At 65.0% G+C, this 26,637-nt stretch carries 29 protein-coding genes; 14 read left to right on the forward strand and 15 right to left on the reverse strand.

Translation table 11 applies throughout. From position 1 onward, the window contains the following. Positions 1-113: 113 nt before the first annotated feature. The gene (locus A9D14_RS06000; protein WP_087910473.1) at positions 114-740 is read left to right on the forward strand and encodes a hypothetical protein; all 627 of its coding nucleotides are present in this window, start codon (positions 114-116) and stop codon (positions 738-740) included. A 16-nt stretch (positions 741-756) separates the two neighbouring features. Here the strand turns inward: A9D14_RS06000 and A9D14_RS06005 are convergent. Next, positions 757-1,817 (reverse strand): IS630 family transposase gene (locus tag A9D14_RS06005; RefSeq protein ID WP_232468819.1). Its coding sequence is split into 2 segments (ribosomal slippage): positions 757-1,325 and positions 1,325-1,817, totalling 1,062 coding nucleotides; the frame shifts between segments, so codons are not numbered across the junction. Between the two features lie 172 nt (positions 1,818-1,989). On the opposite strand from A9D14_RS06005, the gene A9D14_RS06010 reads away from it, so the two are divergent. Beyond that, positions 1,990-2,523, forward strand: a complete 534-nt coding sequence (locus A9D14_RS06010) for an AHH domain-containing protein (protein ID WP_083987694.1) — start codon at positions 1,990-1,992, stop codon at positions 2,521-2,523. Positions 2,524-2,565: 42 nt separating this feature from the next. Here the strand turns inward: A9D14_RS06010 and leuA are convergent, their stop codons facing one another. From leuA to miaA, 6 genes are all read right to left on the reverse strand, one after another. Further along, positions 2,566-4,248, reverse strand: a complete 1,683-nt coding sequence (gene leuA, locus A9D14_RS06015) for a 2-isopropylmalate synthase (protein WP_066843999.1) — start codon at positions 4,246-4,248, stop codon at positions 2,566-2,568. Between the two features lie 278 nt (positions 4,249-4,526). After that, positions 4,527-5,180 (reverse strand): YceI family protein, encoded by a 654-nt coding sequence (locus A9D14_RS06020; protein ID WP_066844002.1) that lies wholly within the window; start codon positions 5,178-5,180, stop codon positions 4,527-4,529. 185 nt (positions 5,181-5,365) lie between these two features. Continuing rightward, entirely contained in the window at positions 5,366-6,385 is a 1,020-nt protein-coding gene (gene ilvC, locus A9D14_RS06025) for a ketol-acid reductoisomerase (protein ID WP_066848430.1), read from the reverse strand. A 108-nt stretch (positions 6,386-6,493) separates the two neighbouring features. Beyond that, positions 6,494-7,009, reverse strand: a complete 516-nt coding sequence (gene ilvN / locus A9D14_RS06030) for an acetolactate synthase small subunit (RefSeq protein ID WP_066844005.1) — start codon at positions 7,007-7,009, stop codon at positions 6,494-6,496. Then, positions 7,009-8,766: a biosynthetic-type acetolactate synthase large subunit gene (ilvB, locus tag A9D14_RS06035; protein WP_066848433.1), complete on the reverse strand. Its 1,758-nt coding sequence runs from the start codon at positions 8,764-8,766 to the stop codon at positions 7,009-7,011. Before ilvB ends, ilvN begins: the two co-directional genes overlap by 1 nt. Before the next feature lie 133 nt (positions 8,767-8,899). Next, positions 8,900-9,877, reverse strand: a complete 978-nt coding sequence (gene miaA / locus A9D14_RS06040) for a tRNA (adenosine(37)-N6)-dimethylallyltransferase MiaA (RefSeq protein ID WP_066848434.1) — start codon at positions 9,875-9,877, stop codon at positions 8,900-8,902. Here miaA and serB point away from each other — a divergent pair. Continuing rightward, entirely contained in the window at positions 9,870-10,754 is an 885-nt protein-coding gene (serB, locus tag A9D14_RS06045; RefSeq protein WP_066844008.1) for a phosphoserine phosphatase SerB, read from the forward strand. The two genes, miaA and serB, sit on opposite strands and share 8 nt — an antisense overlap. A 53-nt stretch (positions 10,755-10,807) precedes the next feature. On the opposite strand, the gene purL is transcribed toward serB, so the two are convergent. After that, positions 10,808-13,027, reverse strand: coding sequence for a phosphoribosylformylglycinamidine synthase subunit PurL (gene purL, locus A9D14_RS06050; RefSeq protein WP_066844011.1), 2,220 nt, complete (start codon positions 13,025-13,027; stop codon positions 10,808-10,810). Between the two features lie 160 nt (positions 13,028-13,187). Between purL and A9D14_RS06055 the strand changes: the two genes are divergently transcribed. The 8 genes from A9D14_RS06055 (at position 13,188) to A9D14_RS06090 (ending at position 19,664) form a co-directional block, all read left to right on the forward strand. Continuing rightward, a complete protein-coding gene (locus tag A9D14_RS06055) occupies positions 13,188-13,442 on the forward strand; it encodes an exodeoxyribonuclease VII small subunit (protein WP_066844014.1) in 255 nt (84 codons plus the stop codon). A gap of 17 nt (positions 13,443-13,459) precedes the next feature. Beyond that, entirely contained in the window at positions 13,460-14,353 is an 894-nt protein-coding gene (locus A9D14_RS06060) for a polyprenyl synthetase family protein (RefSeq protein WP_232468886.1), read from the forward strand. Positions 14,354-14,387: 34 nt separating this feature from the next. Further along, entirely contained in the window at positions 14,388-14,909 is a 522-nt protein-coding gene (gene coaD / locus A9D14_RS06065; protein ID WP_066844020.1) for a pantetheine-phosphate adenylyltransferase, read from the forward strand. 93 nt (positions 14,910-15,002) lie between these two features. Further along, positions 15,003-15,758, forward strand: coding sequence for a peptidylprolyl isomerase (locus tag A9D14_RS06070; RefSeq protein ID WP_232468821.1), 756 nt, complete (start codon positions 15,003-15,005; stop codon positions 15,756-15,758). A gap of 41 nt (positions 15,759-15,799) precedes the next feature. Then, positions 15,800-16,879: a tRNA preQ1(34) S-adenosylmethionine ribosyltransferase-isomerase QueA gene (queA, locus tag A9D14_RS06075; protein ID WP_066844028.1), complete on the forward strand. Its 1,080-nt coding sequence runs from the start codon at positions 15,800-15,802 to the stop codon at positions 16,877-16,879. 28 nt (positions 16,880-16,907) lie between these two features. Then, positions 16,908-17,891 carry an ABC transporter ATP-binding protein gene (locus tag A9D14_RS06080; RefSeq protein WP_066844031.1) on the forward strand — a complete coding sequence of 328 codons (984 nt, stop codon included), beginning with the start codon at positions 16,908-16,910 and terminating at the stop codon, positions 17,889-17,891. Next, positions 17,888-18,655: an ABC transporter permease gene (locus A9D14_RS06085; RefSeq protein ID WP_066844034.1), complete on the forward strand. Its 768-nt coding sequence runs from the start codon at positions 17,888-17,890 to the stop codon at positions 18,653-18,655. Before A9D14_RS06080 ends, A9D14_RS06085 begins: the two co-directional genes overlap by 4 nt. A gap of 31 nt (positions 18,656-18,686) precedes the next feature. After that, complete coding sequence (locus A9D14_RS06090) at positions 18,687-19,664, forward strand: DUF481 domain-containing protein (protein ID WP_157668160.1); 978 nt, start codon at positions 18,687-18,689, stop codon at positions 19,662-19,664. A gap of 20 nt (positions 19,665-19,684) precedes the next feature. On the opposite strand, the gene A9D14_RS06095 is transcribed toward A9D14_RS06090, so the two are convergent. Next, positions 19,685-20,443, reverse strand: a complete 759-nt coding sequence (locus tag A9D14_RS06095; RefSeq protein ID WP_066844040.1) for a TSUP family transporter — start codon at positions 20,441-20,443, stop codon at positions 19,685-19,687. A gap of 145 nt (positions 20,444-20,588) precedes the next feature. On the opposite strand from A9D14_RS06095, the gene A9D14_RS06100 reads away from it, so the two are divergent. Continuing rightward, positions 20,589-21,203, forward strand: coding sequence for an alpha-ketoglutarate-dependent dioxygenase AlkB (locus tag A9D14_RS06100; protein ID WP_232468823.1), 615 nt, complete (start codon positions 20,589-20,591; stop codon positions 21,201-21,203). A 32-nt stretch (positions 21,204-21,235) separates the two neighbouring features. Beyond that, positions 21,236-22,357 carry a tRNA guanosine(34) transglycosylase Tgt gene (gene tgt, locus A9D14_RS06105; RefSeq protein WP_066848440.1) on the forward strand — a complete coding sequence of 374 codons (1,122 nt, stop codon included), beginning with the start codon at positions 21,236-21,238 and terminating at the stop codon, positions 22,355-22,357. A 10-nt stretch (positions 22,358-22,367) separates the two neighbouring features. On the opposite strand, the gene A9D14_RS19790 is transcribed toward tgt, so the two are convergent. Both A9D14_RS19790 and rpsD read right to left on the reverse strand, forming a co-directional pair. After that, positions 22,368-22,535 carry a hypothetical protein gene (locus tag A9D14_RS19790; protein ID WP_185883551.1) on the reverse strand — a complete coding sequence of 56 codons (168 nt, stop codon included), beginning with the start codon at positions 22,533-22,535 and terminating at the stop codon, positions 22,368-22,370. A 166-nt stretch (positions 22,536-22,701) separates the two neighbouring features. Next, complete coding sequence (rpsD, locus tag A9D14_RS06110; protein ID WP_066844043.1) at positions 22,702-23,316, reverse strand: 30S ribosomal protein S4; 615 nt, start codon at positions 23,314-23,316, stop codon at positions 22,702-22,704. 214 nt (positions 23,317-23,530) lie between these two features. Here rpsD and A9D14_RS06115 point away from each other — a divergent pair, with 214 nt between their 5' ends. Continuing rightward, a complete protein-coding gene (locus A9D14_RS06115) occupies positions 23,531-23,839 on the forward strand; it encodes a chorismate mutase (protein WP_087910548.1) in 309 nt (102 codons plus the stop codon). An 18-nt stretch (positions 23,840-23,857) separates the two neighbouring features. Here A9D14_RS06115 and A9D14_RS06120 read toward each other — a convergent pair whose 3' ends face one another. From A9D14_RS06120 to glyA, 4 genes are read right to left on the reverse strand one after another with little or no spacing between them, the layout of a single operon-like run. After that, on the reverse strand, positions 23,858-24,598 hold the full coding sequence (locus A9D14_RS06120) for an RNA methyltransferase (RefSeq protein WP_066844046.1): 741 nt from the start codon (positions 24,596-24,598) through the stop codon (positions 23,858-23,860). Further along, on the reverse strand, positions 24,582-25,058 hold the full coding sequence (gene nrdR, locus A9D14_RS06125; RefSeq protein WP_066844050.1) for a transcriptional regulator NrdR: 477 nt from the start codon (positions 25,056-25,058) through the stop codon (positions 24,582-24,584). The genes A9D14_RS06120 and nrdR overlap by 17 nt, the downstream gene beginning before the upstream one ends. A gap of 14 nt (positions 25,059-25,072) precedes the next feature. Continuing rightward, entirely contained in the window at positions 25,073-25,252 is a 180-nt protein-coding gene (locus tag A9D14_RS06130) for a hypothetical protein (RefSeq protein ID WP_066844052.1), read from the reverse strand. A gap of 10 nt (positions 25,253-25,262) precedes the next feature. Then, positions 25,263-26,561 carry a serine hydroxymethyltransferase gene (gene glyA / locus A9D14_RS06135; protein ID WP_066844055.1) on the reverse strand — a complete coding sequence of 433 codons (1,299 nt, stop codon included), beginning with the start codon at positions 26,559-26,561 and terminating at the stop codon, positions 25,263-25,265. Positions 26,562-26,637: the final 76 nt, after the last annotated feature.

The raw sequence follows: 26,637 nt of genomic DNA on the forward strand, positions 1-26,637 counted from the left end.
GCCAAAGTAGGAACGAAACGAAGTTGCGGGGTCTCGCCTTAACCCTCCTTTTCCGGTGCTCGCGATCGGTGCTTGAGGGGCATGTACAATCGGTCCTGAATTCGCAGGGACGCATGCTCAATGCGGCTCAGGGCGGCGGCTGGTTTGCGCGGCTGCCGGGATCGCGGGCCGATGGGGATCTGCATGTCGCCATCGGCAACAACCGGTTCGCGCCGGAACTGGGCGGCCTGGCCGAACACCGCTTCGATATCGACGCGGAGGTCGCGGGCGAATGCCTGTCGCTGACGATCTCCGCCGGTCCCGATGCCAAGGCCTGGGGCGATCCGGTTGAACTGCTGCGGGCGCAATGCCTGCTGGCGATGGACCTGCTGAACGCCGACATGCTCGCGGTCCTGTGGGCCGGCGCCGACAGCGTGATGGGCGCGGATTATTTCCGCCGCATGGTGGGCATCTGGCTGAATGGCGGGGCGTTTCCCGCCCTCGGTCTTGCCGCCCTGGTCAAAGACGAAAGCGGCGTCGTGCGCTCGGTGGGGCTGGACGTCCTGGTGGGACAGGACGTCGCGGTGCTTCCGGACGAGGGGTTGAGTCCCACCGACCAGGCCCGGCTTGCCATGCGAGTCATGGACTTCCTGGTACGCGAAGGGCCGGTCCAGCAGGATCAATCGGTCGAGGTCGACGGCTTTGGCGCAATCAACGTGCAGATTGACCCCAGGGAAGGGTTTATTAACCTTTATCGCTAATACCAAGGTGCATTGATCAGTACCCATGCGCCCATTGGCGCATTCCGATGGACATGATGCGCCACGGCTGATCGACGAGCTTGTTCCAGGCGAAGCAGCAGTGGTCGACGATATCGTCGTAGGATTTGAAGATGCGGTTCGACAGCCAGTTGTCGCGCATGAACTGCCAGACGTTCTCGACCGGGTTGAGCTCCGGACATCGTGGCGGCAGCGGCATCAGGGTAATGTTGGCAGGCACGACCAGCTCGGCCGATCCGTGCCATCCGGCCTGATCGAGCAGAAGGACCGCATGCGCACCTGGCGCGACATGGAAGGCGATCTCCTCGAGATGCATGCTCATCGCCTCGCTGTTGCAACGAGGCATGACGATGCCGGCGGCCTTGCCTTCGGCGGGGCAGATCGCACCGAACAGCCAGGCCGAGGAGCGACGCTGGTCCTTTGGCGCTGATGGCCGCGTTCCGCGCTTCGCCCAGCGCCGGGTGAGCTTGGTCTGCTGGCCGACGCGAGCCTCGTCTTGCCACCACAGCTCTATCGGCGTTCCTCTCGGAAGCCGCCCCCTGATTTGCGCCAGACGGGCGACGAAACTTTTTTAAAATCGGCAATGTCGTCGCTCTTCTGGCCGCGATGGCGTGGCCGGGCCGAGAGCTTGCGATAACCCATCGCGCGCAGTTCGCGCCCGAGGGTGTGGCGCGTGACCGAAAGCTCGAACTCGTCCCAGATCCACTGCGCCAGATCGTACAATCGCCAGCGCACCACGCCATGCGCTGCGGGGATCGGGCCCGCCTCGACGATCTCGGCAAGCCGGGCGCGCTGATCGTCATTCAAGATCGAAGCCCGCCCCGGAGCCTTGCGCGTTACCAGACCGTCGGGGCCACCCTCGTTGAAGCGCAGAACCCAGTCGCGCACGATCTGCAGCGTCACGCCGGCAATCTTCGCCGCTTCGCTGCGGTTCCCGCCGTCCAGAATCAGCGCAATGGCCAATAGGCGTCGGACTTGATCCGCATCGACACTTCGTCGCGCAAACTGGCGCAAATCCGCCGATGTGTAGTCAGATCGAACCTCAATCGCTGCCGCCATCGCAAGCCTCCATGTGCTTGCCATGGTGAATCCGAAAATCACCAGCTTGGGAATCCCCGGCGTGAGTCGGCCTCAGCGCGCCTTGGTATAAGACTGGCATTAGGAGTTGGTCGCGTACTGCTGCCAAACAGGCATGCAGGTTTTTACAGCGAGTACCTCTACCACTGCCCCGATGCCGTTCAGGTCGGTCAACAAGCGGGGCGCGCCCGGGTATTCCCCGGGCTGGCAGCGACACCATCTGCTGCCCCGGCAACTCCTCTCTTGCCAAGGTCTGGATCGATTCTTTTCGGCACTTGTTCCGAAAGGATTGGGGTTTGAAAATTTCGGGGCCAACGGGGTCCTTCTGCCAGCTACGGAAAGGCTGGCGCTCAGGCATGGCTTGCCGCTGCACCGCGGTCCTCATCGCATTTACAATGAACTGGTGCTGGAAAGGGTCGCTGCGATCGAGATGTCTTGGTCACAGTCTTGGAAGAAGGGGCGAACGCAGGGTGGTCCAGACAAGGACCGGTCGGCCAGGCAGCGTGCCGATGCCGAAGCGCTTGAGCGGATGGCCCTGCTTCAGCGCGCTCTGAAGCGCCGGCTGCTGACTTCGTCCGGTAGCCCGCTGATCCTGAACCGCAAGGATCCCATCGGCAGCGACGTCGATTTCTCGCACCTCGACGCGATGGCCGAACAATTGTGGCGGGATACGCGCCCGTTCTGCTGAAAACGGGCGCGCAGGACCGGCATCAAGATTGCCGGGCCGGTTTCACGGTTGCAGGTCCAGCGCGCCATTGGCCGCGCTCAGTATGGCGCGAACGCTGGCGGTCGCCACGTCCTCGTCGATGCCCACTCCCCACACCGTGTCTCCATTCGGCGTGACGCATTCGACATAGGCGGCGGCCCGCGCATCCGATCCCTTGTTCAGCGCGTGCTCGGAATAATCGTTCACTTCCAGCGCCAGGTCGAAACTGTCGCGCAGCGTCGCGATGACCGAACTGATCAGGCCGTTGCCGCGCCCCGATACCGACCGCTCCTCGCCCTTGACCGAAACCTTGCCGCTAAAGATGCGCGTGCCATCGGCGGCGCGCGCTTCCTCATATTCGACCAGCTGGAAGTGCTGGGGGCGCGACAGGTGATATTCGTGGCGGAACGCCTGCCAAATATCCGCGGCATTCAGCTCGCGGCCGGTCTCGTCGGCCATGCGCTGCACCGCTTTCGAGAAATGCGGCTGCATGCGCTTGGGCAGCTTCAGGCCCTTGTCCTGTTCGAGCACCCAGGCGAAACCGCCCTTGCCGGACTGGGAATTGACGCGGATCACCGCCTCGTAATTGCGGCCCAGGTCCGCGGGATCGATCGGCAGATAGGGCACGCGCCACAGCTCGTCGTTCTGCTGCTCGTGCGCCTCGAACCCCTTCTTGATGGCGTCCTGGTGGCTGCCTGAAAAGGCTGTGAACACAAGCTCACCGCCATAGGGATGGCGCTGGTGGACGGGGATCTGGTTGCAATATTCCACCGTCTCGATCACCGCGTCGATGTCCGAGAAATCGAGGCCCGGATCGACCCCCTGCGTGTACATGTTGAGCGCCATGGTGACGAGGCAGCAATTGCCCGTCCGTTCGCCATTGCCGAACAGGCATCCCTCGATCCGGTCCGCGCCCGCCATCAGGCCCAGTTCCGCCGCCGCGACCCCGGTGCCCCGGTCGTTATGCGTGTGCAGAGAGATCACCGCGCTGTCGCGGTTCGGCAGGTTGCGGCAGAAATACTCGATCTGGTCGGCGTAGATATTGGCCGTCGCCGCCTCGACCGTGGCGGGCAGGTTCAGGATGATCGGGCGTTCGGGCGTGGGCTGCAGGACCTGCATCACTGCCTCGCAGCACTCGATCGAGAAATCGAGTTCGGCGGTCGAGAACGTCTCGGGCGAGTATTCGAAATGCCAGTCGGTTCCGGGGCGCTTGCCGGCCTCGTCGCGGATGACCTTGGCGCCCGCGACCGCGATTTCGCGCACCTCGGCCTTGGTCATGCGGAACACGATGTCGCGCCACGCCGGGCTGACCGCGTTATAGACATGGACGATGGCCTGCTTCGCGCCTTCCAGGCTCTCGAAGCTGCGGCGGATCAGGTCTTCGCGGCTCTGCGTCAGGACCTGCACCATCACGTCGTCCGGAATCCGGCCCGCACGCACCAGGTTCTGGATGAAATCGAACTCGGTCGCGCCGGCGGCGGGGAAGCCGACCTCGATCTCCTTAAGCCCGACCTTGACCAGCGTGTCGAAGAAGCGGTTCTTCTTCACCGCATCCATCGGGTCGATCAGCGACTGGTTGCCATCGCGCATATCGGTGGAAAGCCAGCGCGGCGCCTTGTCGATCACGCGCGAGGGCCACTGGCGGTTGTCCAGCGGCACGGTCGGAAACGGTCGGTATTTGACCGAGGGGTTCTGCAACATCGTCATGGGATTGTTCGCTTTACGTCTTGGCTGCCTGCGATTGCGATACCGATCCGCCTGCCGCGGCCAACAGTATCTCGATCATGTCCCCCGGGCGCGAACCGCGCCGTGGACACGACGCATCGCCTCACGCCCGGGGGCGGATAAGTCGCAGCAATAGTCCAAGATTTGCGTTCATGGCGCTGCCTATGCTGCAGCGGAAGCGGCTTGTAAAGCCAAACCCTGCCGCAAAAGGGGCGCCAGACGACCCGAAAGGCGCCCCTGCACGGCCAGGACTTGTAACTTTACTGCTTCTCGAATGCCGCGGTGATGTCCAGTTCGACCTGATCGGACACCATCGGGACGAACGTGTCGATCCCGAAGTTCGACCGCTGGATCGTCGTGGTCCCCTCGAAGCCGACGGTCAGCTTGCTGTTCATGGGATTGGCACCAGCGCCGGTGAAGCGGGCGGCAACGACGACCGGCCGGGTTACGCCGTTCAGCGTCAGATTGCCGGCGATATTGGCAGTCGTCTCACCGGTCAGCGCGACCGAGGTGGACTGGAAGCGGGCGGGGGCGGGGCTGGGGCCGAAGAAATCGGGTTCGCCGCCGTCTCCACCGGCGCGCAGCAGATGGTCCTTCAGTCCCTCGGCCGCGACGGTCACGTCGGCCACGGGGATGGTGACGTCCACGCTTGCCGCCGACAGGTTCGACGGATCGATCTGCAGCGTGCCCTCGACACCGCCGAAGATGCCGAAATAATCGTTGAAACCGAAATGGTTGACACGGAAACCTACCAGCGTATGCAAGGAATCGGCGGTATAGGTGCCGGCGGTGATGCGCGACACATCCATCTGGCCGGGAAGGGTCGACGCGTCGTCCTGCGCGATGACAGGCGCGGCAAGCGCGGCGCTGGCGAGTGCCGCTGCGGCGAGCTTGGTCTTAAGGTTGAATTTCATGATGCTGTTTCCTCCATGGATGAACCGTCCTGGGGTGAACTTGGTCCTGCTTGCGGATCAGATAAAGAAGGCACAGCCATGTTACCCAAGCAAGCGGCTTGAAAGCAGACGATAAAAATCCCCGCCGACCGGCAATTGGTCGGCGGGATTTCGTATGTTTCAGACGCCCTAAGGTGCGAAAAGGATCAGTTCTTTTCCTTGTCGACCAGCTTGTTCGCGCCGATCCACGGCATCATGGCGCGCAGCTTCGCGCCGGTCTGCTCGATCGGGTGCGCTTCGGCGGCCTTGCGGCTCGCCTTCAGCTCGGGCTGACCCGCACGGTTGTCGAGCACGAAGTCCTTCACGAAGCGGCCCGACTGGATGTCGGCCAGCACGCGCTTCATCTCGGCCTTGGTCTCATGGGTGATGATGCGCGGCCCGGTCTTGATATCGCCATATTCGGCGGTGTTCGAGATCGAGTAGCGCATGTTGGCGATCCCGCCTTCATACAGCAGGTCCACGATCAGCTTCGTCTCGTGCAGGCATTCAAAATAGGCCATTTCCGGGGCATAGCCCGCTTCGACCAGCGTTTCGAAACCCGCCTGGATCAAATGGGTGATGCCGCCGCACAGAACTGCCTGCTCGCCGAACAGGTCGGTTTCGCATTCTTCCTTGAAGTTCGTCTCGATGATGCCCGAACGGCCGCCGCCGACGCCGCTGGCATAGGCCAGCGCCACGTCATGCGCATTGCCGGTCGCATCCTGGTGGATCGCGATCAGGCAGGGCACGCCGCCGCCGCGCTGATATTCGCTGCGCACCGTGTGCCCGGGGCCCTTGGGGGCGATCATGATGACGTCGATGTCCGTAGGCGGCTCGATCAGGCCGAAGTGGACGTTCAGCCCGTGCGCGAATGCCAGCGCGCTGCCCGGCTTCATCCGGCCCGCGATGTCGTCGTTGTAGATCGCCGCCTGATGCTCGTCGGGGGCCAGGATCATCAGGATGTCGGCCCATTCGGCAGCTTCCGAATTGGTCATCACCTTGAAGCCGGCGCCTTCCGCCTTCCTGCGCGTGGCGGAACCCTCACGCAGCGCGATGGCGACATTCTTCACGCCGCTGTCGCGCAGGTTCTGCGCATGGGCATGGCCCTGGCTGCCATAGCCAACGATGGCGATCTTCTTGTCGGTCACCAGATTGATGTCGCAATCGGCGTCGTAATAAACCTTCACTTCCACTTCCCCTTCAGCCCTGCAGTATCTGCAGCGCGCTTAGACGGGCTGCACCGCCGCTTCAATGCGCGAGGTGGCAGCCTTCGGTTTGATAATTGCGTAAGGCGCTCAGACGCCGTTCGGCCCGCGCATCATGCCCACGATCCCGGTCCGGCCCACTTCGACCAGACCCAGTTCGCGCATGAGGGCCACGAAGCTGTCGATCTTCTCCGGCGCGCCGGTGATCTCGAAGATGAAGCTCTGCGTGGTCGAATCCACCACCTTGGCGCGGTAGACGTCGGCAAGGCGCAGCGCCTCGACCCGGTTGTCGCCCTTGCCGGCGACCTTCACCAACGCCAGCTCCCGCTCCACATGTGGGCCCTGTTCGGTCAGGTCGACGACCTTGTGGACCGGCACCAGCCGTTCAAGCTGCGCATGGATCTGGTCGATCACCCGCGGCGGCCCGTGGGTGACGATGGTGATGCGCGACACGCGGTGGTTCTCGGTAATATCGGCCACGGTCAGCGAGTCGATATTGTAACCGCGCGCGGTGAACAGCCCCGCTATCTTCGCGAGGATGCCCGGATCGTTGTCGACGGTGACGGCCAGGACGTGCCGTTCCTGTTCCCTGTGCTGGATATGCATCAGACGGATGCCTTCGCTTCTGCGCTGACGGTGATGGCGGCGGGCGCCTCGTCACCATAGAGCATCATGTCGGTATGCGACGCGCCCGAACGGAACATCGGCAGGCAATTGGCCAGCTTGGCCACGCGGCAGTCGACCATCACCGGCCCGTCATGGTCGATCATCGCCTGGATCCCGGCGTCGAGGTCGGCGGGGTCCTCGATCACGATGCCCTTCCACCCATAGGCCTCGGCCAGCTTCACGAAATCGGGAAGCGCGTCGGAATAGCTGTTCGAATAACGCGATTCATAGGTCAGTTCCTGCCACTGGCGAACCATGCCCATGAATTCGTTGTTCAGGATGAACACCTTGACCGGCAGGCGGTACTGGCTCGCCGTGCCCAGTTCCTGAATGTTCATCTGGATCGACGCCTCGCCCGCGATGTCGATCACCAGCGCATCGGGATTGCCGATCTGGGCGCCGATGGCGGCGGGCAGGCCATAGCCCATCGTGCCCAGTCCGCCGCTGGTCAGCCATTTGTTGGGCGAGAAGAAGCCGAAATGCTGCGCGGCCCACATCTGGTGCTGGCCGACCTCGGTGCTGATGATCGGATCATGCTCGCGGGTGAGGGCGAACAGCCGTTCGATCGCGAGCTGCGGCATGATCTCCTCTTCCGACCTGGGGTAGGCGAGCGACTGCCGCGCCTTCCAGCCGGTGATCCGCGCCTTCCATTCGGTCAGGTCGTTCGCCTCGTGACCGGCCGCCTTCCAGCGCGCGATCATCTGGCGCATGACTTCGCCGACATCGCCGATGATCGGCAGATCGACGGTAACGGTCTTGTTGATCGAGGACCGGTCGATATCGACATGGATCTTGCGCGCATCGGGCGAGAAATCCTCGAGCCGACCCGTGACGCGGTCGTCGAAGCGTGCGCCCAAGCACAGGATCAGATCCGCGCGGTTCATCGCGTGATTGGCTTCCCACGTCCCATGCATGCCCAGCATGCCCAGCCAGTCGCCATGATCGGCGGGGAAGGCGCCCAGACCCATCAGGGTCGAGGTGACGGGCGCGCCGCACAGGGCCTGAAGCTCGCGCAGCAGGGCGCTTGCTTCGGGTCCGGAATTGATGATCCCGCCGCCGGTATACAGCACCGGCGCATCGGCGGCCGCCAGCATGTCGATCGCCTGCGCGATCGCTTCCTCGTCGCCCGAGAACGGCGGGTTGTAGCGGTCGGGCATCTGGTGCGCCTTGCCGTCCGCGGAGGCGACCTGGACATCCTTGGGTATGTCGATCACGACCGGGCCGGGGCGGCCGGTGGTGGCGATCTTGAAAGCCTCCTGGATGGTGGCCTCCAGGTCGGCGGGGTCCTTCACCAGATAGTTGTGCTTGGTGCAGTGGCGGGTGATGCCGACGGTATCCGCTTCCTGGAACGCATCGGTGCCGATCATCGCGGTGGCGACCTGCCCGGTCAGCACGACCATCGGGATCGAATCCATGAACGCATCGGCGATGCCGGTAACCGCATTGGTTGCCCCCGGCCCGCTGGTGACGAGCACGACGCCGGGCTTGCCGGTCGAACGGGCATAGCCTTCGGCCGCATGGGCCGCACCAGCCTCGTGCCGCACAAGGACGTGCCGGACGCGCTGGTCGTTGAAGAGGGCGTCATAGATGGGAAGCACCGCGCCGCCGGGATAGCCGAAGACGACTTCGACCCCCTGCTCGACCAGGCTGTCCATCAATATCTCTGCGCCGCTGCGCTCGCTCACATCTAGCTCCATCATTTCGATTGTCCGCCCGTAGATCTTCAGGAGGCGGAAATACTGGGTTCCCGGACAAATACGGGCCCGAGCGTTGCAGCGCCGGGCCCTAAGCCTTCATCCCATTGGCGGGCGAAGTAGGAGACATATTCAATCATGTCAACCGTAAAGAACGCAATAATATTGCGATTTGATCGTTAAAATCCAAATTATCACTCTCAGCACGCTTCCATTCCTGCGGCGGCTGGTGGCGGAACCACGTGTATTGCCGCTTGGCATACCGCCGCGTCGCCAGCGCACCCCGCGCGGCGGCTTCGTCGCGGGTGATGTCGCCCTGCAGCCAGGCCGCAATCTCGGTAACGCCGATCGCACGCATGACGGGGAGAGCGGGATCGAGACCGCGCGACAGCAGCCGCTGCACTTCGTCGGCCGCGCCGCCGTCCAGCATCATGCCGAAACGCCGGTCGCATCGTTCGTACAGCCAGTCCCGGTCGGACAGCAGGATCATGGCGGCAAGATCGATGCGATCCCGGATCCCGCCCTGCAGTTGCTCCTGCCAGTGGCTCAGCGGCCTGCCGGTCGATCGCACGACTTCCAGCGCGCGGGCCACGCGCGTCGTATCGGCGGGCGCCAATCGGGCGGCGGCATCCGCATCCTCCGCCGTCAGCGCGGCATGGGCATCGGCGACGGGCAGCGCGCGCACCGCCTCGCGGATCGCGGCGTCGATTGCGGGCACGGGCGCGATGCCGTCGATCAGCGTGCGCAGATACAGCCCCGTTCCCCCTACCAGGATCGGCAGCCGCCCCTCGGCGTGCGCGGTGTCGATCTCGCGTCGCGCGGCGGCGGCCCAATCGGCGGCCGAACAGGCCTGCGCTCCGTCCCACGACCCGAACAGGCGGTGCGGCACCCCGCGCATCTCGTCTATGGTCGGGCGTGCCGACAGCACCGCCAGATCGGCATAGACCTGCGCGCTATCGGCGTTGATCACGGTGGCCGGCAGCCCCTGTTCCCGCGCCGCCAGCGCAAGCCTCACCGCCAGATCGCTCTTGCCGCTGGCGGTCGGCCCTGCGATGAGCGCGACCCTTGGCCTTTCCGGCCCCTGTTCATTTCTGGAGACTTGTTCCGTGCTCATCGCCCGGCTGATAGCAGACACCGCCACGCTTGACAGCGCGCTCGACACGGCCAGCGCCGCATTGTCGGCCCGGGGTTGGGCCATCGCGGGCGCGACCATGCTCGATTTTTGCGGCGAGGTGCTGCAGATCGACCTGGCGGACGGCGAACCGGCAGAGGTGCGCCGGATCCTGTCCGATGCCTTCGCCCCGTCCGATCTGCTGCTGTCGGCTGGTCCGATCGAGGTGCCGCACCTGTTCGTGTCCGACATGGATTCGACCATGATCGGCCAGGAATGCATCGACGAACTGGCCGATTTCGCGGGGCTGAAGGACCGGATCGCGGCAATCACCGAACGTGCCATGCAGGGCGAGCTGGACTTCGAAAGCGCGCTGAAGGAACGCGTCGGCCTGCTGAAGGACCTGCCTGAAAGCGCCATCGCCCAATGCCTGGCCGAACGGATCAGGCCGATGCCCGGCGCCCGCACCCTGGTCGAGACGCTGAATGCGCGGGGCTGCCACACGGTGCTGGTCACCGGCGGCTTCCATTCCTTCGCCGACCCGGTGGCCGAAATGCTGGGATTTACCCGCGTGGTCGGCAATGTACTCGGCGTGGCCGATGGCAGGCTGTCGGGCGATCTGGCCGCCGCCATCGTCGACAGCGCCGTCAAGAAGACAACGCTTGAACAGGAAATGGAGCGACTTGGCCCCGGCGCGCGCAGCCTTGCCATGGGCGACGGCGCGAACGACATCCCGATGATCCAGGCTGCCGACTACGGCATTTCCTATTACGCCAAGCCCAAGGCGCGTGCCGCGTCCGACGGCTGGATCGAGCGCGGCGATCTGACCAGCGTGCTGCAGCTGTTCGACATTCCGCGCGCCGAATGGGCGGCGGATTGAACGACCCGATCAGCAGTGGTCGGGGCGGGTGCGAACCCCGCGCCGGCTGACCGTCAGGCTTCCATCCAGTCGTGGAAGAAGGCGCGGTGCGCGGCCTCGACCTCGTCCAGCGACACCATGCTTTCGCCATAGGTCGAGCGGAATATCATCCGGTCGCCGCCGGTCACGCCCAAGGCCAGTGCCGCCAGCCCCGCAGCTTCGGCGGCTTCGATGATCGGCCCGGCCTCGGCTGCGGTGACGATATAGCGCGCCTGGTCCTCGCCGAACCAGAACGCAGCCAGCGAAGCGCGGTCATCAGGCATGGCGACCGCGAAACCCATGCCGCCCGCCATCGCCATTTCACCGAGCGCCACCGCCATTCCGCCGTCGGAGCAGTCATGCACCGCGCTGACCGCGCTATCGGCGATCAGCCGGCGCACGGTTTCGCCAGCCTTGCGTTCCAGGTCCAGCATCACCGGCGGGGGAGAGCCTTCCTCGCGCCCATGGATCTCGCGCAGCCACAGCGACTGGCCCAGATGGCCGCTTTCGCCGCCTATCACGACGATCTGCTCGCCTTCCGCCTTGAAGCGGGGCGTCGCCATGACCGCGTAATCCTGCATCAGGCCGACGCCGCCGATGGCGGGCGTGGGCAGGATGGCGCTGCCGCCGCCGGTCGCCTTGCTCTCGTTGTAAAGCGACACATTGCCCGACACGATCGGGAAGTCGAGCGCCCGGCATGCATCGCCCATGCCTTCGAGACAGCCGACGAACTGGGCCATGATCTCGGGCCGCTGGGGGTTCGCGAAATTCAGGCAATTGGTCACGGCCAGGGGCAGGGCGCCCACCGCGCAGATATTGCGCCACGCCTCGGCAATCGCCTGCTTGCCGCCTTCATAGGGATCGGCATAGCAATAGCGCGGGCTGCAATCGGTGCTGATCGCCAGCGCCTTCCTCGTGCCATGAACGCGCACCACCGCCGCGTCGCCGCCGGTCTGCAGCGTGTCGGCACCGACCTGCGAATCGTACTGCTCGGCAATCCACGCGCGCGAGGCGAGATCGGGCGATCCGATCATGCGCTTGAGATCGCCCGCGACATCGCCGGTTTCGGGCAGGTCGGCCAGCATCGCGGTGCCCGCCCACTCGGCATATTCCTCGCGGCTGATATAGGGCCGGTCGTATAGCGGAGCATCCGCGGCCAGCGGCCCCAGCGGGATGTCGCACACCACCTCGCCATCGAATTCCAGCACCATGTGCCGCGTATCGGTGACCTCGCCGATGACTGCGAAGTCCAGCTCCCACTTGCGGAAGATCGCCTCTGCCATGGCTTCCTTGCCCGGCTTCAGCACCATCAGCATGCGCTCCTGCGATTCCGACAGCATCATCTCGTAAGGCGTCATGCCGTCCTCGCGGCAAGGCACCTTGTTCATGTCGAGCCTGATGCCCGCCTTGCCATTGGTCGCCATCTCGACCGAGGACGAGGTCAGGCCCGCCGCGCCCATGTCCTGGATCGCGACGATCGCGTCGGTCGCCATCAGTTCAAGGCACGCCTCGATCAGCAGCTTTTCGGTGAATGGGTCGCCGACCTGCACGGTGGGGCGCTTCGCCTCGGCGTCCTCGCCGAAATCGGCGCTGGCCATGGTGGCGCCGTGGATGCCGTCGCGCCCGGTCTTCGACCCGACATAGACGATCGGATTGCCCAGGCCCGTCGCGGCGGAATAGAAGATGCGGTCGGCATCGGCCACGCCCACCGTCATCGCGTTGACCAGGATGTTGCCGTCATAGGCCTTGTGGAAATTGGTCTCGCCGCCAACGGTCGGTACGCCGACGCAATTGCCGTATCCGCCGATGCCCGCGACCACGCCTTGCACCAGATGCTTCATCTTCGGATGATCGGGCCGCCCGAAACGCAGCGCGTTCATGTTCGCGACGGGGCGCGCGCCCATGGTGAACACGTCGCGCAGGATACCGCCGACGCCTGTCGCCGCGCCCTGATAGGGTTCGATATACGAAGGATGGTTATGGCTTTCCATCTTGAAGATGCAGGCCTGGCCGTCGCCGATGTCGATCACGCCCGCGTTCTCGCCGGGGCCGCAGATTACCCAATCCGCCTCGGTCGGCAGCTTCTTCAGGTGCAGGCGGCTGGACTTATAGCTGCAATGCTCGGACCACATGACCGAGAAGATGCCCAGTTCCACCAGATTGGGCTCTCGCCCCAGAGCATGGAGGACCCGCTCGTACTCTTCGGTGGACAGGCCATGGGCGGCAACGACATCGGGGGTGATTGCATCGGTCATGGCGCGCGCCTTACCTAGGCGCGCGGGGCTTCGCTAGTCCGTTTTGCGCGCAATTATCCGCAATCCACGGCGGGCGCCGCCGCCATGCGCCGCGAAACGCCGGGGCAGCGAGCGGCGGCACGGCTTGACCCGATCGCGGGCACGCTCCAAACACGCTGCGATGAGCGACGATGCACCCGATATTTCGCAGATGAGTTACGAACAGGCCCTGGCCTCGCTTGAGGACGTGGTCCGCCGACTCGAGGGCGGCGATGCCGCGCTCGACGAATCCATCGCGTTGTACGAACGCGGCGAGGCGCTGCGCAAGCACTGCCAGGCGCGTCTGGACGCGGCGCAGGCGCGGATCGAGGCGATCGTCGCCGATGCCGAGGGCCGCGCCGCCACGACGCGCCCGTTCGACGAGCCGGCGGCCTGACACCCGTGTCCAGCATCGTGGTGAACGAAGAACTCCCCGCTGCGCTCGACCGCATCGCCAACGATGTCGATGCCTGTTTCGACGCGATCCTGCCGGTTCCGCAGGATGCGCGCGCCAGGCTGATAGAAGCGATGCGCTATGCGGCCATCGGCGGCGGCAAGCGGATGCGGCCGCTGCTGTGCGTGACCACCGCGGGCATGCTGGCGGTCGACCGCGAGACGGCAGTGCGCGTCGGCTGCGCGATCGAGGCGATCCATGTCTATTCGCTGATCCACGACGATCTGCCGTGCATGGACGACGATGCGCTGCGCCACGGCAAGCCGACACTGCATCGCCAGTTCGACGAGGCGACGGCGGTGCTGGCGGGCGATTCGCTCCACGCGCTGGCGTTCGAGATACTGAGCGACGCCGATCGGCTGCCCGACCCCTTCACCCGCGCCGAGCTTGTGTCATGCCTGGCGCAGGCCAACGGCGCCAACGGCATGGCGGGCGGGCAGATGATGGACATCGTCGCCGAGACCAGCGAGTTCGATCTGCCGACCGTGACGCGCCTGCAGCAGCTCAAGACCGGCGCATTGCTGGCCGCATCGGTCGAAATGGGCGCCATTCTTGGCCATCTTCCTGCCGAAGGGCGGCGTTCCCTGCGCCATTACGCGCATGATATCGGCCTGGCCTTCCAGATCGCCGACGATCTTCTGGATCACGAGGGCGACGAGGAACTGGCCGGCAAGGCGCTGCGCAAGGATGCGCAGGCCGGCAAGTCGACCTTCGTGTCCCTGCTGGGCGCCGATCGTGCGCGCGACCAGGCACGCGCCCTGGTCGATCAGGCCATAGGTCATCTGGAGGCCTATGGAAGGGAAGCGGACCTGCTGCGCGCGGTGGCCCGCTTCGTCGTCGAACGGCCGAACTGACGCGCGCCGACAATACACGACAGGGGAGGGACAATTGAGCGAGAGCCAGGAGCGGGTCGGCATCTACCCGGGTACATTCGACCCCATCACGCTGGGCCATTGCGACATCATCCGCCGCGGCGCGAAGCTGGTGGACCGCCTGATCATCGGCGTCACCACGAACCCGTCCAAGAACCCGATGTTCTCTCCGCAGGAACGGATGGACATGGTCAACCGCGAGGTCGCGGCTCTGGGCGTCGCGAATGTCGAGGTCGTGGGCTTCAACGCGCTGCTGATGCGATTTGCCGAGAAGCAGGGCGCGCAGGTGATCGTGCGCGGCCTGCGGGCGGTGGCCGATTTCGAATACGAATACCAGATGGCCGGCATGAACCAGCAGCTGAACGACGATATCGAGACCGTCTTCCTTATGGCCGATGTCTCGCTTCAGCCGATCGCATCCAAGCTGGTGAAGGAAATCGCCCAGTTCGGCGGCGACATCTCGCCCTTCGTCAGCCCCGCGGTAAAACAGGACGTGGGTGCCCGTGTGTCGGAGCAGGGCCTGAAGGGCGATTATTGACCTGACGGCCCGGTTCGCTATCGGACCGGCCTCATTCATTTTACCGACAGCGCAAGCGGGCTATCCGGCCGTGAAACTTGCAAGGGATCCTTGATGACTATCCGTATTTCCATGCCCTCCCGCGTCTGGATGAAGGCGGGTATCGCCGCCATGGCTCTTGGCCTGTCCGGTAACGCCATGGCCCAGGACAGCGCTGCCGAGGATCTGGCGCAGGACGCGACCGAAGCGCTCGAGGCCGAGACGAACGAAGTGCCGGCGTCGATCGCCGATTACTGGACCGTGGATGCCGATGCCGCCGCCGATCCAGAGAATGTCTGGCTGCTCGACCTGTCGAACGGCGGACGGGTTGCCATTCGCCTCAAGCCGCAATGGGCGCCCGAACATGTCGAGCGCATCAAGACGCTGACGCAGCAGGGCTTCTACGACGGCGTGATCTTCCACCGCGTGATCGAGGGGTTCATGGCCCAGTCCGGCGATCCCAGCGGCACCGGGCGCGGCGGATCCGAGCTTCCCGACCTGAAGGAAGAATTCAACCGCGTTCCGCATCTGCGCGGCACCGTATCGATGGCGCGCATGGGCAATTCGGTCGATTCCGCCAACAGCCAGTTCTTCATCGTGTTCTATCCGACGATGGCGATCGACGGGAAATACACCGTGTTCGGCCGGGTCATCGGCGGCATGGACAAGGTTGACACGATCACCCGCGGCGAACCGCCTGCCAATCCGACCCGCATCGTGCAGGCATCGCTGGCCAGCCAGAACAAGCCCGCGCCGGCACCCATGGCCGCTCCGGCGCAGGAGATCACGGCAGACATGCTGAACAATGCCGTGCCGGACAGCGGGCAGTAACACCGCTTTTCAATCGCATCGCGCATGACTAGGGCAGCGCGATGCGAGTTGATGCCTTCGATTTCGACCTTCCCGCCGAGCGGATCGCGCTGCGTCCCGCGCGGCCGCGCGATGCCGCGCGCATGCTTCTGGTGGAAGGAGCGGAAGGGAGGCTGATCGACCGCCAGGTACGCGATTTGCCTTCGTTGCTGTCACCGGGCGATGTGCTGGTCTTCAACGACACGCGCGTCATTCCGGCCCGGCTTGAAGGCGTACGACCCCCGCGCCAGGGCGAAAATGGAGAGGGCGCGAGGATCGGTGCTACGCTGCACAAGCGGATCGACCTGCGCCGCTGGCAGGCGTTTGTCCGCAACGGCAAGCGCCTTCGCGCGGGCGATACCATATGCTTCCCCGCCGATGTTGCCGCCAAGGCCGAACAGCGCCTGGCCGATGGAAGCTGGACGCTGGCCTTCCAGGGCGAGGAGCCGGTCGAACTGCTGCTTGAGCGGGCAGGGCAGATGCCGCTGCCCCCCTATATCGCGGGCAAGCGCGAGACGGACGAGCAGGACCGCAGCGATTACCAGACGATGTTCGCCAGACAGGACGGCGCGGTCGCGGCACCGACCGCGGCGCTGCATTTCACGCCGGAACTGATCGCGGCGCTGGATAAGCGCGGCATCGCGCGCGAGACACTGACCCTGCATGTCGGGGCGGGCACTTTCCTGCCGGTAAAGGCGGAAGACACCGAAGACCACCAGATGCATGCCGAATGGGGCACGATCGACGCGGCCACGGCAGAGCGCCTGAACGAGGTGCGCAAAGCAGGCGGACGCGTCATCGCGGTCGGGACCACCGTCCTGCGCCTGCTGGAAAGCGCCGCTGACGAAAATGATGTAATTCAGCCATTTGCGGGCGACACTTCGATCTTCATCACACCCGGTTACCGCTTTCGCGCGATCGATGGATTGATGACTAATTTTCATCTGCCTAAATCGACGCTGTTCATGCTGGTCAGCGCGCTGATGGGGCTGGACGTGATGCAGTCGGCCTATGCCCATGCCATCGAACGGGGCTACCGCTTCTACAGCTATGGCGACAGTTCGCTGCTGCTGCCCAACAGGGCAATGTCCGCCGCTTCTTGAAAACGCCGGGTGCGGGGGCCACACAGGCATGGTGGAAACCATACTCGATATTCGCGGCTTGTCGAAAACCTATTCCGGCAGGGGCAGCGCACCACCCGTCACCGCTCTCGACAACGTAGACCTGCAGATCCGCAAGGGTGAGATATTCGCTCTGCTGGGGCCCAACGGCGCCGGCAAGACGACACTGATTGGCGCGGTTTGCGGCATGGTTCGCCCCACTGGCGGCACGGTCATGGCATTCGGGCACGATATGGCGCGCGACTGGCGCCGGATGCGCGCGCGGATCGGTCTGGTGCCGCAGGAACTGTCGATCGACATGTTCGACAAGGTGCACCGCGCCGTCGCCTATTCGCGCGGATTGTTCGGCAAGCCCGCCGACCCCGCCCGGATCGAGGAAGTGCTGCGCACGCTGTCGCTGTGGGACAAGCGCGACGCGCAGCTTCGCGCGCTGTCGGGCGGCATGAAGCGCCGCGTGCTGATCGCCAAGGCGCTGGCCCATGATCCTGATCTGCTGTTCCTCGACGAACCGACCGCTGGGGTCGATGTCGAGTTGCGCCGCGACATGTGGCAGACCATCGGCCGGCTGCGCGAACAGGGCGTCACCGTCATCCTGACCACCCATTATATCGAGGAAGCGGAGGAGATGGCCGACCGCGTGGGCGTGATCAACAAGGGTCGCATCCTGCTTGTCGACGACAAGGCCGCGATCATGAAGCGCCTTGGCCGCACCGAGGCCAGCTTTGCGCTGGCAAGCCCCCTCGGCAGCCTGCCGGCCGCGCTGTTCGGTTATCCTGTCGCGCTTGAGGACGGCGGTCGCAGCCTGGTGTTTCGCGGCGGCGACGGCAGCGGCCTTGGCAAGGAGCTTGTGGCCGAGATCGCCAAGCTGCTCGTCACCCAGGGCATCGACTTCACCGGCATCGACCAGCACGAATCGAGCCTTGAGGACATTTTCGTTCGCTTGGTCGAGGATGAGGGCGGGCAACAAGGCGCCAGCGGAGGGCTGGCGGCATGAGCTTCAACGCCACAAGCGCATTCACCATCTATCGCGCGGAACTGATGCGATTCCTGCGGACCGCGTTCGGCTCGCTGGTATCGCCGGTGCTGACGACCTGCCTCTATTTCATCGTCTTCGGCGCTGCGATCGGCGGGCGCATGGAAGAGGTGGGCGGGGTGGAATACGGGGCCTTCATCGTGCCGGGCCTGCTGCTTCTGACCATGCTGTCGGAAAGCACGTCTAACGCCAGCTTCGGCATATACATGCCGCGCTTCACCGGTTCGATCTACGAACTGCTGTCGGCCCCCGTCGGGGTGGCCGAGACGCTGGCGGGCTATGTCGGCGCGGCGGTGACCAAGTCGCTGATCCTGGCCGCCATCATCCTGCTGACGGCGACCTTGTTCGTCGATTACCACATCATGCATCCGCTTGCCGCGTTCGGTTTCATCGTGCTGGTCGCAGCCGCGTTTTCGCTGCTGGGGTTCATCCTGGGCCTGTGGGCCGACGGGTTCGAGAAGCTGCAGATGGTGCCGCTGCTGCTGCTGACGCCGCTGACCTTCCTGGGAGGCACGTTCTATTCGATCGACATGCTGGCGGAACCGTGGCGCACCGCGGCGCTGTTCAATCCGATCGTCTATCTGGTCAGCGGGCTGCGGTGGACATTCTATGGCCAGGCCGATGTTTCCATCGCGGTCGCGACCGGGCTGACCCTGGCGTTCCTGGCGCTGTGCGTCATCGTTATTGCGACCATTTTCAAAACTGGCTGGCGGCTGCGCGATTGATTTGATACCGCGCTGCGGCATGGGATCACGGGTGCTTGTTCTTGCTTCGCTGGCGGCTTCTGCCGCTACTCCTGCCATGGCGCAGGACGCTGTTTATATTGAACCTTATCCGCGCCTGCAGGTGCCGGAGCCGCAGCCCGAGGGCCTGCCGGTAGCAGCGCGCGAAATGGTCGAGACCGCAATCGCGACCGGCGACCCGGACAAGGTCCGCACGGTGGTCGAGATCGCGCGCCAGACCTATCCGACGGGCGGCGCGCAGCTTGACGCGCTGGAGGCCGGCTTCAAGGAAAATCGCCAGCGGATCCTAGCCGCCGAACAGACGCGCAAACGCGAATCGCTGCGCAATGCCGGACCGCTGGAAGGCTGGACCGGCAAGGGCGAGTTCGGCGCGCTGGCGTCCAGCGGCAATAGCGAGGACCTGGGCGTGACCGCCGGTTTCCGCACCAGCCGCGTCGGCATCAACTGGCGCCACCGGATCAATGCGCGCTTCGACTTCCAGAGTTCTGACGGCGACACCACGCGCGAGCGCTATCTGTTCGCCTATGAACCCAGTTTCGACCTGTCGCCGCGCGCCTTCGTGTTCGGCCTGGCGCAATATGAAAAGGACGAGATCCAGGGCTTCTCCTCGCGCTATTCGGGATCGAGCGGCATCGGTTTCCGCCCGTTCGACCGCGACGGGCTGCGGCTTGAACTGAAGGGCGGCCCCGCCTGGCGGCGCACCGTGCTGGTCGACCCGTTGATGGAGAGCGAGGACGATACCTATCTGGCCGGGCTGGGCGCGGTCGAACTGGAATGGCGCATCGCCGAAAGCCTGACCCTGACCGAAAGCGCCAATGCCTTCGTCCATTCCGACAATTCGACCTTCGCCGCGCTGACGGGGCTGGAGGCGGGGCTGGGCAACCGGCTGAAGGCCCGCCTGTCCTATAGCATCGAGCATGACACCGATCCGCCCGAGAACACCAAGCCGACCGATACGCTGTCGCGCATCTCGCTGATCTATGATTTCTGACGGACGGGGCTGGCTGCCGCCTAGCCGGCGAACCAGCCCCAGATCAGCCGCGCTGTCAGGGCCAGGCTGACGACCACCAGCAGCGGGCGGATCAGCCTGGCGCCATGCTTTACCGCAAAGCGCGATCCGATCCAAGATCCGGTCATCGCCCCCACCGCGCAGGAAAGGCCCAGCGCCCAGACGATCTTGCCGCCTGCCGCGAAGACGATGACGCTGGCGATATTGGTCATCATGTTGAACAGCTTGGCATGGGCGGTCGCGCGGGTCAGCCCTTCGCCGCGCAGGCCGACCTGCGTCGCGGCGAAGAAGCTGCCGGTGCCGGGGCCGAAGAAGCCGTCATAGAAACCGATCGCGCCCGCCACCGGGGCATAGCCCTTGCGGCTAAGCAGCTGGTGCGCCTGCGTATCGTCCATGCGGGGCGACAGCAGCACATAGAGCGCGACGCCCGTCAGCAGCAGCGGCACGATCAGTTCCAGCGCGCGGGTGGAGATCTGCTGCACCAGCAGCGATCCCGTCGCCGCGCCGACCAGCGCGAGCAGGCCCAGCCATTTCTCCTTGCGCCAGTCGACCAGCCCCGCGCGGGCATAGTTGACGAAGGCCATGGTGGTCGCCGCGATCGACTGCGACTTGTTGGTGCCCAGCGCCAGCTGCGGCGGAAGCCCGGCAAACAGGAGGGCCGGCATCATGACGAGCCCGCCGCCCCCGGCGACCGAATCGAGAAAACCGGTAAGCACGGCCACGAGGGCCATCACGATCAGCAGCCAGGGTTCGATGTCCATAAGGGAAGCCCTTAGCGCCGTTGCGACCGCGCTGGAAAGCCCGGCAATGTGGCAGTTGGCGACTTGAGCGCAGCGGTTTGGGAGGTGGGGTTTGGAAGGTGGGGTCTGGAGGGAGCGGCTTGAGAGGAGGGGCAGGGCTGCCCATATGCGGACCATGCCGAGCCAGCCCGACCTTTTCGCCGACACCCCCGCCCTGGGGCCCGCCGTACCGGGGCTGGCATTGTCCGGGCGGCTGCTCGATCCGGATGAACAGGCCGATGCGATCCGGCGGATCGAGAAACTGCCGCTTGCCCCGTTTCGTTTCGGGCCATGGACCGGTCACCGCGAGACACTGTCGTTCGGCTGGCACTATGATTTCGAGCACGGTTCGGTGGCGCGGGCCGAACCGCTGCCCGGCTGGCTGGCGGCCATTCGCGCCCGCGTCGCAGCGGCGTTCGGCGATCCGGCCGAAGATTACGAGCAGGCGATGCTGATCCGCTATCGCCCCGGCGCGGTGATCGGCTGGCACCGCGATCGCCCGCATTTCGGCGTCGTGGCCGGGCTGTCGCTGGGTACGCCCGCCACCATGCGGCTGCGGCGGCGGCAGGGCGGCGGATTTCTACGCGCGGGTTTCGCGCTTGATCCGGGAGAGGCCTATCGCCTCGACGGCGAAGCCCGGCGGGAATGGGAGCATTCGATCGCGGCCCTGCCGGAGACGCGCTGGTCGATCACATTCCGCACGCTTGCACGCGCAATGCCGGCGCGGGCGATCGAAGGGTGACGAATGGCGCCGGGCGGGGTAAGCGCGCGGCCATGACGCGTTTCCAGTTCACCATCCACGCCCGCGAAGGCAAGGCCCGCACGGGCGAGATCGCCATGCAGCGCGGCACGATCCGCACCCCCGCCTTCATGCCGGTCGGCACCGCGGCCACGGTCAAGGCGATGAAGGTGGAGGACGTGCGCAAGACCGGCGCCGACATCATCCTGGGCAATACCTATCACCTGATGCTGCGCCCCGGTGCGGAGCGGGTGGCGCGGCTTGGCGGGCTGCACGATTTCATGGGCTGGGACCGCCCGATCCTGACCGACAGCGGCGGTTATCAGGTGATGAGCCTGTCGGACCTGCGCAAGATCACCGAGGAAGGCGTGACCTTCAAGAGCCACCTCGACGGATCGCGCCATTCGCTGACGCCCGAACGCAGCATGGAGATACAGCGCCTGCTGGGCAGCGATATCGTGATGGCCTTCGACGAATGCCCGCGCGCGGACCGGCCGCGGGACGAGATCGCGGCGTCGATGGAAATGTCGATGCGGTGGGCGAAGCGCAGCCGCGACGGCTTTGACAGCGGCGGGGAACATGCCGCACGCTCGGCCCTGTTCGGCATCCAGCAGGGCGCTCTGGACGAGGATCTGCGCAGGATCAGCGCCGAGAAGCTGACCGAGATCGGCTTCGACGGCTATGCTGTCGGCGGGCTTGCGGTGGGCGAGGGGCAGGAAGCGATGTTCGCCACGCTGGATTTCGCGCCGGGACAGCTTCCGGACGACAGGCCGCGCTATCTGATGGGCGTGGGCAAGCCCGACGATCTGGTCGGCGCGGTCGAACGCGGGATCGACATGTTCGACTGCGTGCTTCCCAGCCGGTCGGGCCGCAACGGGCAAGCCTTCACCTGGAACGGCGCGATCAACATCCGCAATGCCAAATTCGCCGAGGATCAGGAACCGCTGGATGACCGGTGCAGCTGCCCCACCTGCGGAAAGTACTCGCGCGCCTATCTGCACCACCTTGTCCGTGCAGGCGAAATCCTGGGCGCGATGCTGATGACGGAGCATAATCTGTCGTTCTATCAGCAGCTGATGCAGGCGATGCGCGATGCGATCGCGGGCGGGCGCTTCGCGGCGTTTGCGGCAGACTTCCGGCGCGATTATCTGCGCTGATCCTGCTGGCCTAGCCTGCGGCCGCGCGGCGCTCTTCAAGCACGGTATCGCGATAGGCGACGAAGTTTCCGGCTGCGTCGAGAAAGCCCGCGCCGATCCGGTTGGCAAAGCGTTTCGCCAGTTCGAGCGTGGGGTACCACTTGCCCTTCCGGCCCGGGGTGATGAACCTGTATTCCATAGTGCCGGATGAATGCCGGATACGCCCCTGGGTTCCGGCAATTCGGCCTGTTTTCGAACAGCTTGGCGCATTGTCCCTGACTGGAACAAAGCGGGATAATAGACTGGAACGAAAAAGGGCGACTTCCTGCAGGAAGCCGCCCCATTTCTCGGTTCGAACCGATGGATCAGCGCGAGTAGAACTCGACCACCAGGTTCGGTTCCATGCGGACCGGATAGGGAACCTCGTCCAGCGTGGGCACGCGGGTAAAGGTCACCTTGTCGGTGCCGTCGGTCGCGACATAGTCGGGAATCTCACGCTCGGGCAGGCTCTGCGCTTCGATCACGAGCGCCATTTCCTGCGCCTTGTTGCCCAGCGAGATCACGTCGCCGACGAAGCAGCGGCGCGAGGCGATGTTGCACTTCACGCCATTGACCTTGATGTGGCCGTGCGAAACGATCTGGCGAGCCGCGAAGATGGTGGGCGCGAACTTGGCGCGATACACGATCATGTCGAGGCGCTGTTCCAGCAGGCCGATCAGGTTCTGGCTGGTATCGCCCTTCATGCGCGATGCTTCCTGATAGGTGCGCTTGAACTGCTTTTCGGTGACGTCGCCGTAATAGCCCTTGAGCTTCTGCTTGGCGCGCAGCTGCAGGCCGTAATCGGAAACCTTGCTCTTGCGGCGCTGGCCGTGCTGGCCGGGGCCATAGGAACGACGGTTGACGGGGCTGTTGGGACGGCCCCAGATGTTTTCGCCCATGCGGCGGTCGAGTTTATGCTTCGAGGCTTTACGCTTCGACATAGTCTTTCCTTCAATATGCGGACCGCGGCGCCAGATGCGCATTGCGGTCGGATTTTTCGTGGCCCGGACACGCACCGCCAGACGTCGAGGTCTGGCGCGGCCACCACTTCACCGGGGTGCGGGGCCTATTGCGAGCGCGCGCATTTGCAGAAATGCGCCCATGCGTCAAGTGCTGCGCTGGACAAGCGGCGCGGGGCGCGGCAGGGGCGGCGCCATGGAAAAGACGATCGAACCCGAACTGTGCCGCACCATGAAGGAAGTGCGCCTTGGCGTCGATGCCGCCGATGCCGCGCTGATCGCGCTTTTGGCGCGGCGCTTCGGATACATGCGCGCCGCGGCCCGGATCAAGCAGGACCGCGATGCGGTGCGCGACGAGGACCGCAAGCAGGCCGTGACCGACGCCGCCGTCGAAGCCGCCCGCGTACAGGGCGTTCCGGCCGATCTGGTCGCGCGCTTGTGGGAGGATCTGGTCGAAACCTCGATCGCCTATGAAGACAGGGAATGGGCGCGCATCCGCGGCTGACTGGCCGCGCCGGCTCTCTCAATCGTCGCGTGGCCCCCGGGCAAGCGCGCTCAGCACGCCGCGCATGGTGCGAATTTCCAGGTGGTTCCATGCAGGCTTGGTCAGCATGGTGCGCAAGGTCCGGCGCGTGGCCGTGGCGCGGCTTTCGGGGCGGAAATAGCCGCAGGGCTCCAGCATGGTTTCCAGCTGCGCGATCATGCCGTCCAGCTCTTCCTGCGGGGCAGGGGGCAGCAATTCCTCGCTCGTCGGCTGGCTAAGCGCGAGGTCCTGTGCGTTCAGCGATTTCGACCATTCATAGCTCAGCAGGATCACCGCCTGCGCCAGGTTCAGCGATCCGAATTCCGGATTGATCGGCACGGTGACGATGGTGCGCGCCAGCGCCACGTCGTCGGTTTCCAGGCCCGACCGTTCCGGTCCGAACAGGATCGCGTGGCGGCCCGGCAGGCTCGCCATTTCATGCGCGGCCTGCTGGGGCGTCAGCACCGGCTTGGTCACGCCGCGCTTGCGCACGGTGGTGGCGTGGACATGCGCACAATCAGCGACGGCATCGGCGACGCTGTCATACACCTGCGCGTTTTCCAGCACGATATCCGCGCCCGCAGCCGCCGGGCCCGCCGAAGGGTTGGGCCAGCCGTCACGCGGAGCGACAAGCCGCATCTCGGCCAGGCCGAAGTTCAGCATGGCGCGCGCAGCCTTGCCGATATTCTCGCCCAGCTGCGGGCGGACGAGGACGATGACGGGATCAGTCTGCTGCGACATCGCGCACCGTGCTGGCGAATTGCTCGAAATCGCTGGCCTCGCTGAATTCGCGGTAGACGCTGGCAAACCGGATATAGGCGACGGTGTCGAGCTGGCGCAGCCCTTCCATCACAAGCTCGCCGATTACGGCAGAGGGAATCTCGCTGTCGCCGCGCGTTTCCAGCTGGCGCTGTACGCCCGATACCAGCCGGTCGATCTGCTCGTGAGAGATGGCGCGCTTGCGGCATGCAAGGCGCACCGCATGTTCCAGCTTGCCGCGATCGAAGGGTTCGCGGCGCGGATCCTCGTCCGGGCCGCGCGATTTCAGCACGGTCACTTCGCGCAGCTGTATACGCTCAAACGTGGTGAAGCGCGCGCCGCAGCCCTCGCACTGACGCCTCCGGCGGATGGCGCTGCCATCTTCCGCCGGGCGGCTGTCCTTTACCTGGCTCGATTCATTCGCACAGAACGGGCAACGCACCTAGATCAATACCTTCAGATCTTGCCCTTGGCCTTGGCATATCCCAGGCCGCCGCCGACAACGCCGCCGATGATCGGCCCGACGAAGGGCACGGGGATCGCGATCAGCGCGCCGACCGCGCCCCATTTCGCGGCCTTGCGCGCTTCGGGCGAAAGGCCGTTCCAGTAATCCTTGATGCCGCCGGGTTCGCTCATGATGGGCTCCTTAGTCCTCGTAGATCGGGAATCGATCGCACAGGGCTTCGACGCGCTGGCGGACATTCCGTTCCACCTCCGGGTCGCCGGCCTCTCCGCACTTGGCCAGTCCGTCGAGGACATCGGCGACCATGTGGCCGATTTCGCGGAATTCCTCGGGTCCGAAGCCGCGCGTGGTGCCTGCGGGGCTGCCGACGCGGATGCCGCTGGTCTTCATCGGCGGCAGCGGGTCGAAGGGGATGCCGTTCTTGTTGCAGGTGATGCCCGCACGCTCCAGCGCTTCGTCCGCGTCCTTGCCGGTCACGCCCAGCGGGGTCAGGTCGATCAGCGCGAGATGGGTGTCGGTGCCGCCCGAAACGACTTCGGCGCCGCGCTGCTTGAGCGTGGCGGCAAGCACCTGCGCATTCTCGACCACCAGTCGGCTATAGGCCTTGAAGTCGGGGCGCAGCGCCTCGCCGAAGGCGACTGCCTTGGCGGCGATCACATGCATCAGCGGCCCGCCTTGAAGCCCCGGAAAGACCGCGGAGTTCAGCTTCTTGGCCAGCTTATCGTCATTGGTCAGGATCATGCCGCCGCGCGGACCGCGCAGCGTCTTGTGCGTCGTGGTTGTGGCGACATGTGCGTGCGGGAAGGGCGAGGGGTGGATGCCCGCCGCGACCAGCCCCGCGAAATGAGCCATGTCGACATGGAACAGCGCATCGACCGAATCCGCGATGGCGCGCATGCGGGCAAAGTCGATGATGCGCGGATAGGCGCTGCCGCCTGCGATGATCAGCTTGGGACGGTGCTCCTGCGCAAGACGCTCGACCTCGTCATAGTCGATCAAATGCGTGTCCTTCGTCACGCCATATTGCACGGCGTTGAACCATTTGCCCGACAGCGCGGCCCTGGCGCCATGGGTGAGGTGGCCGCCCGCGTCCAGGCTCATGCCCAGGATGGTATCGCCCGGCTTCACCGTCGCCAGCAGCACCGCGCCATTGGCCTGCGCGCCCGAATGGGGCTGCACATTGGCGAATTCGCAGCCGAAAAGCTCCTTCGCGCGGTCGATGGCAAGCTGCTCGACCGTGTCGGACGGTTCGCAGCCCTGGTAATAGCGGCGGCCGGGATAACCCTCGGCATATTTGTTTGTGAAGACCGAGCCTTGTGCGGCCAGCACCGCCTTGGACACGATATTCTCGCTCGCGATCAGTTCGATCTGCTTGCGCTCGCGCTTCAGCTCGTGGTTGATGGCATCGGCGACGGCGGGGTCCGAGGCGGCGATGTCATCGGTGAAGAACCCGCTGCTGCGGATCGCGGTGTCGACGGTCATGATGTCTCTTTCACGCTTGGGACTTGGGCAAATAGGGACTTGGACAAATTAAACTTGGACAACTGGGTCTGGGGCA

The sequence above is a fragment of the Croceicoccus marinus genome, assembly GCF_001661675.2.
Taxonomy (GTDB): domain Bacteria; phylum Pseudomonadota; class Alphaproteobacteria; order Sphingomonadales; family Sphingomonadaceae; genus Croceicoccus; species Croceicoccus marinus.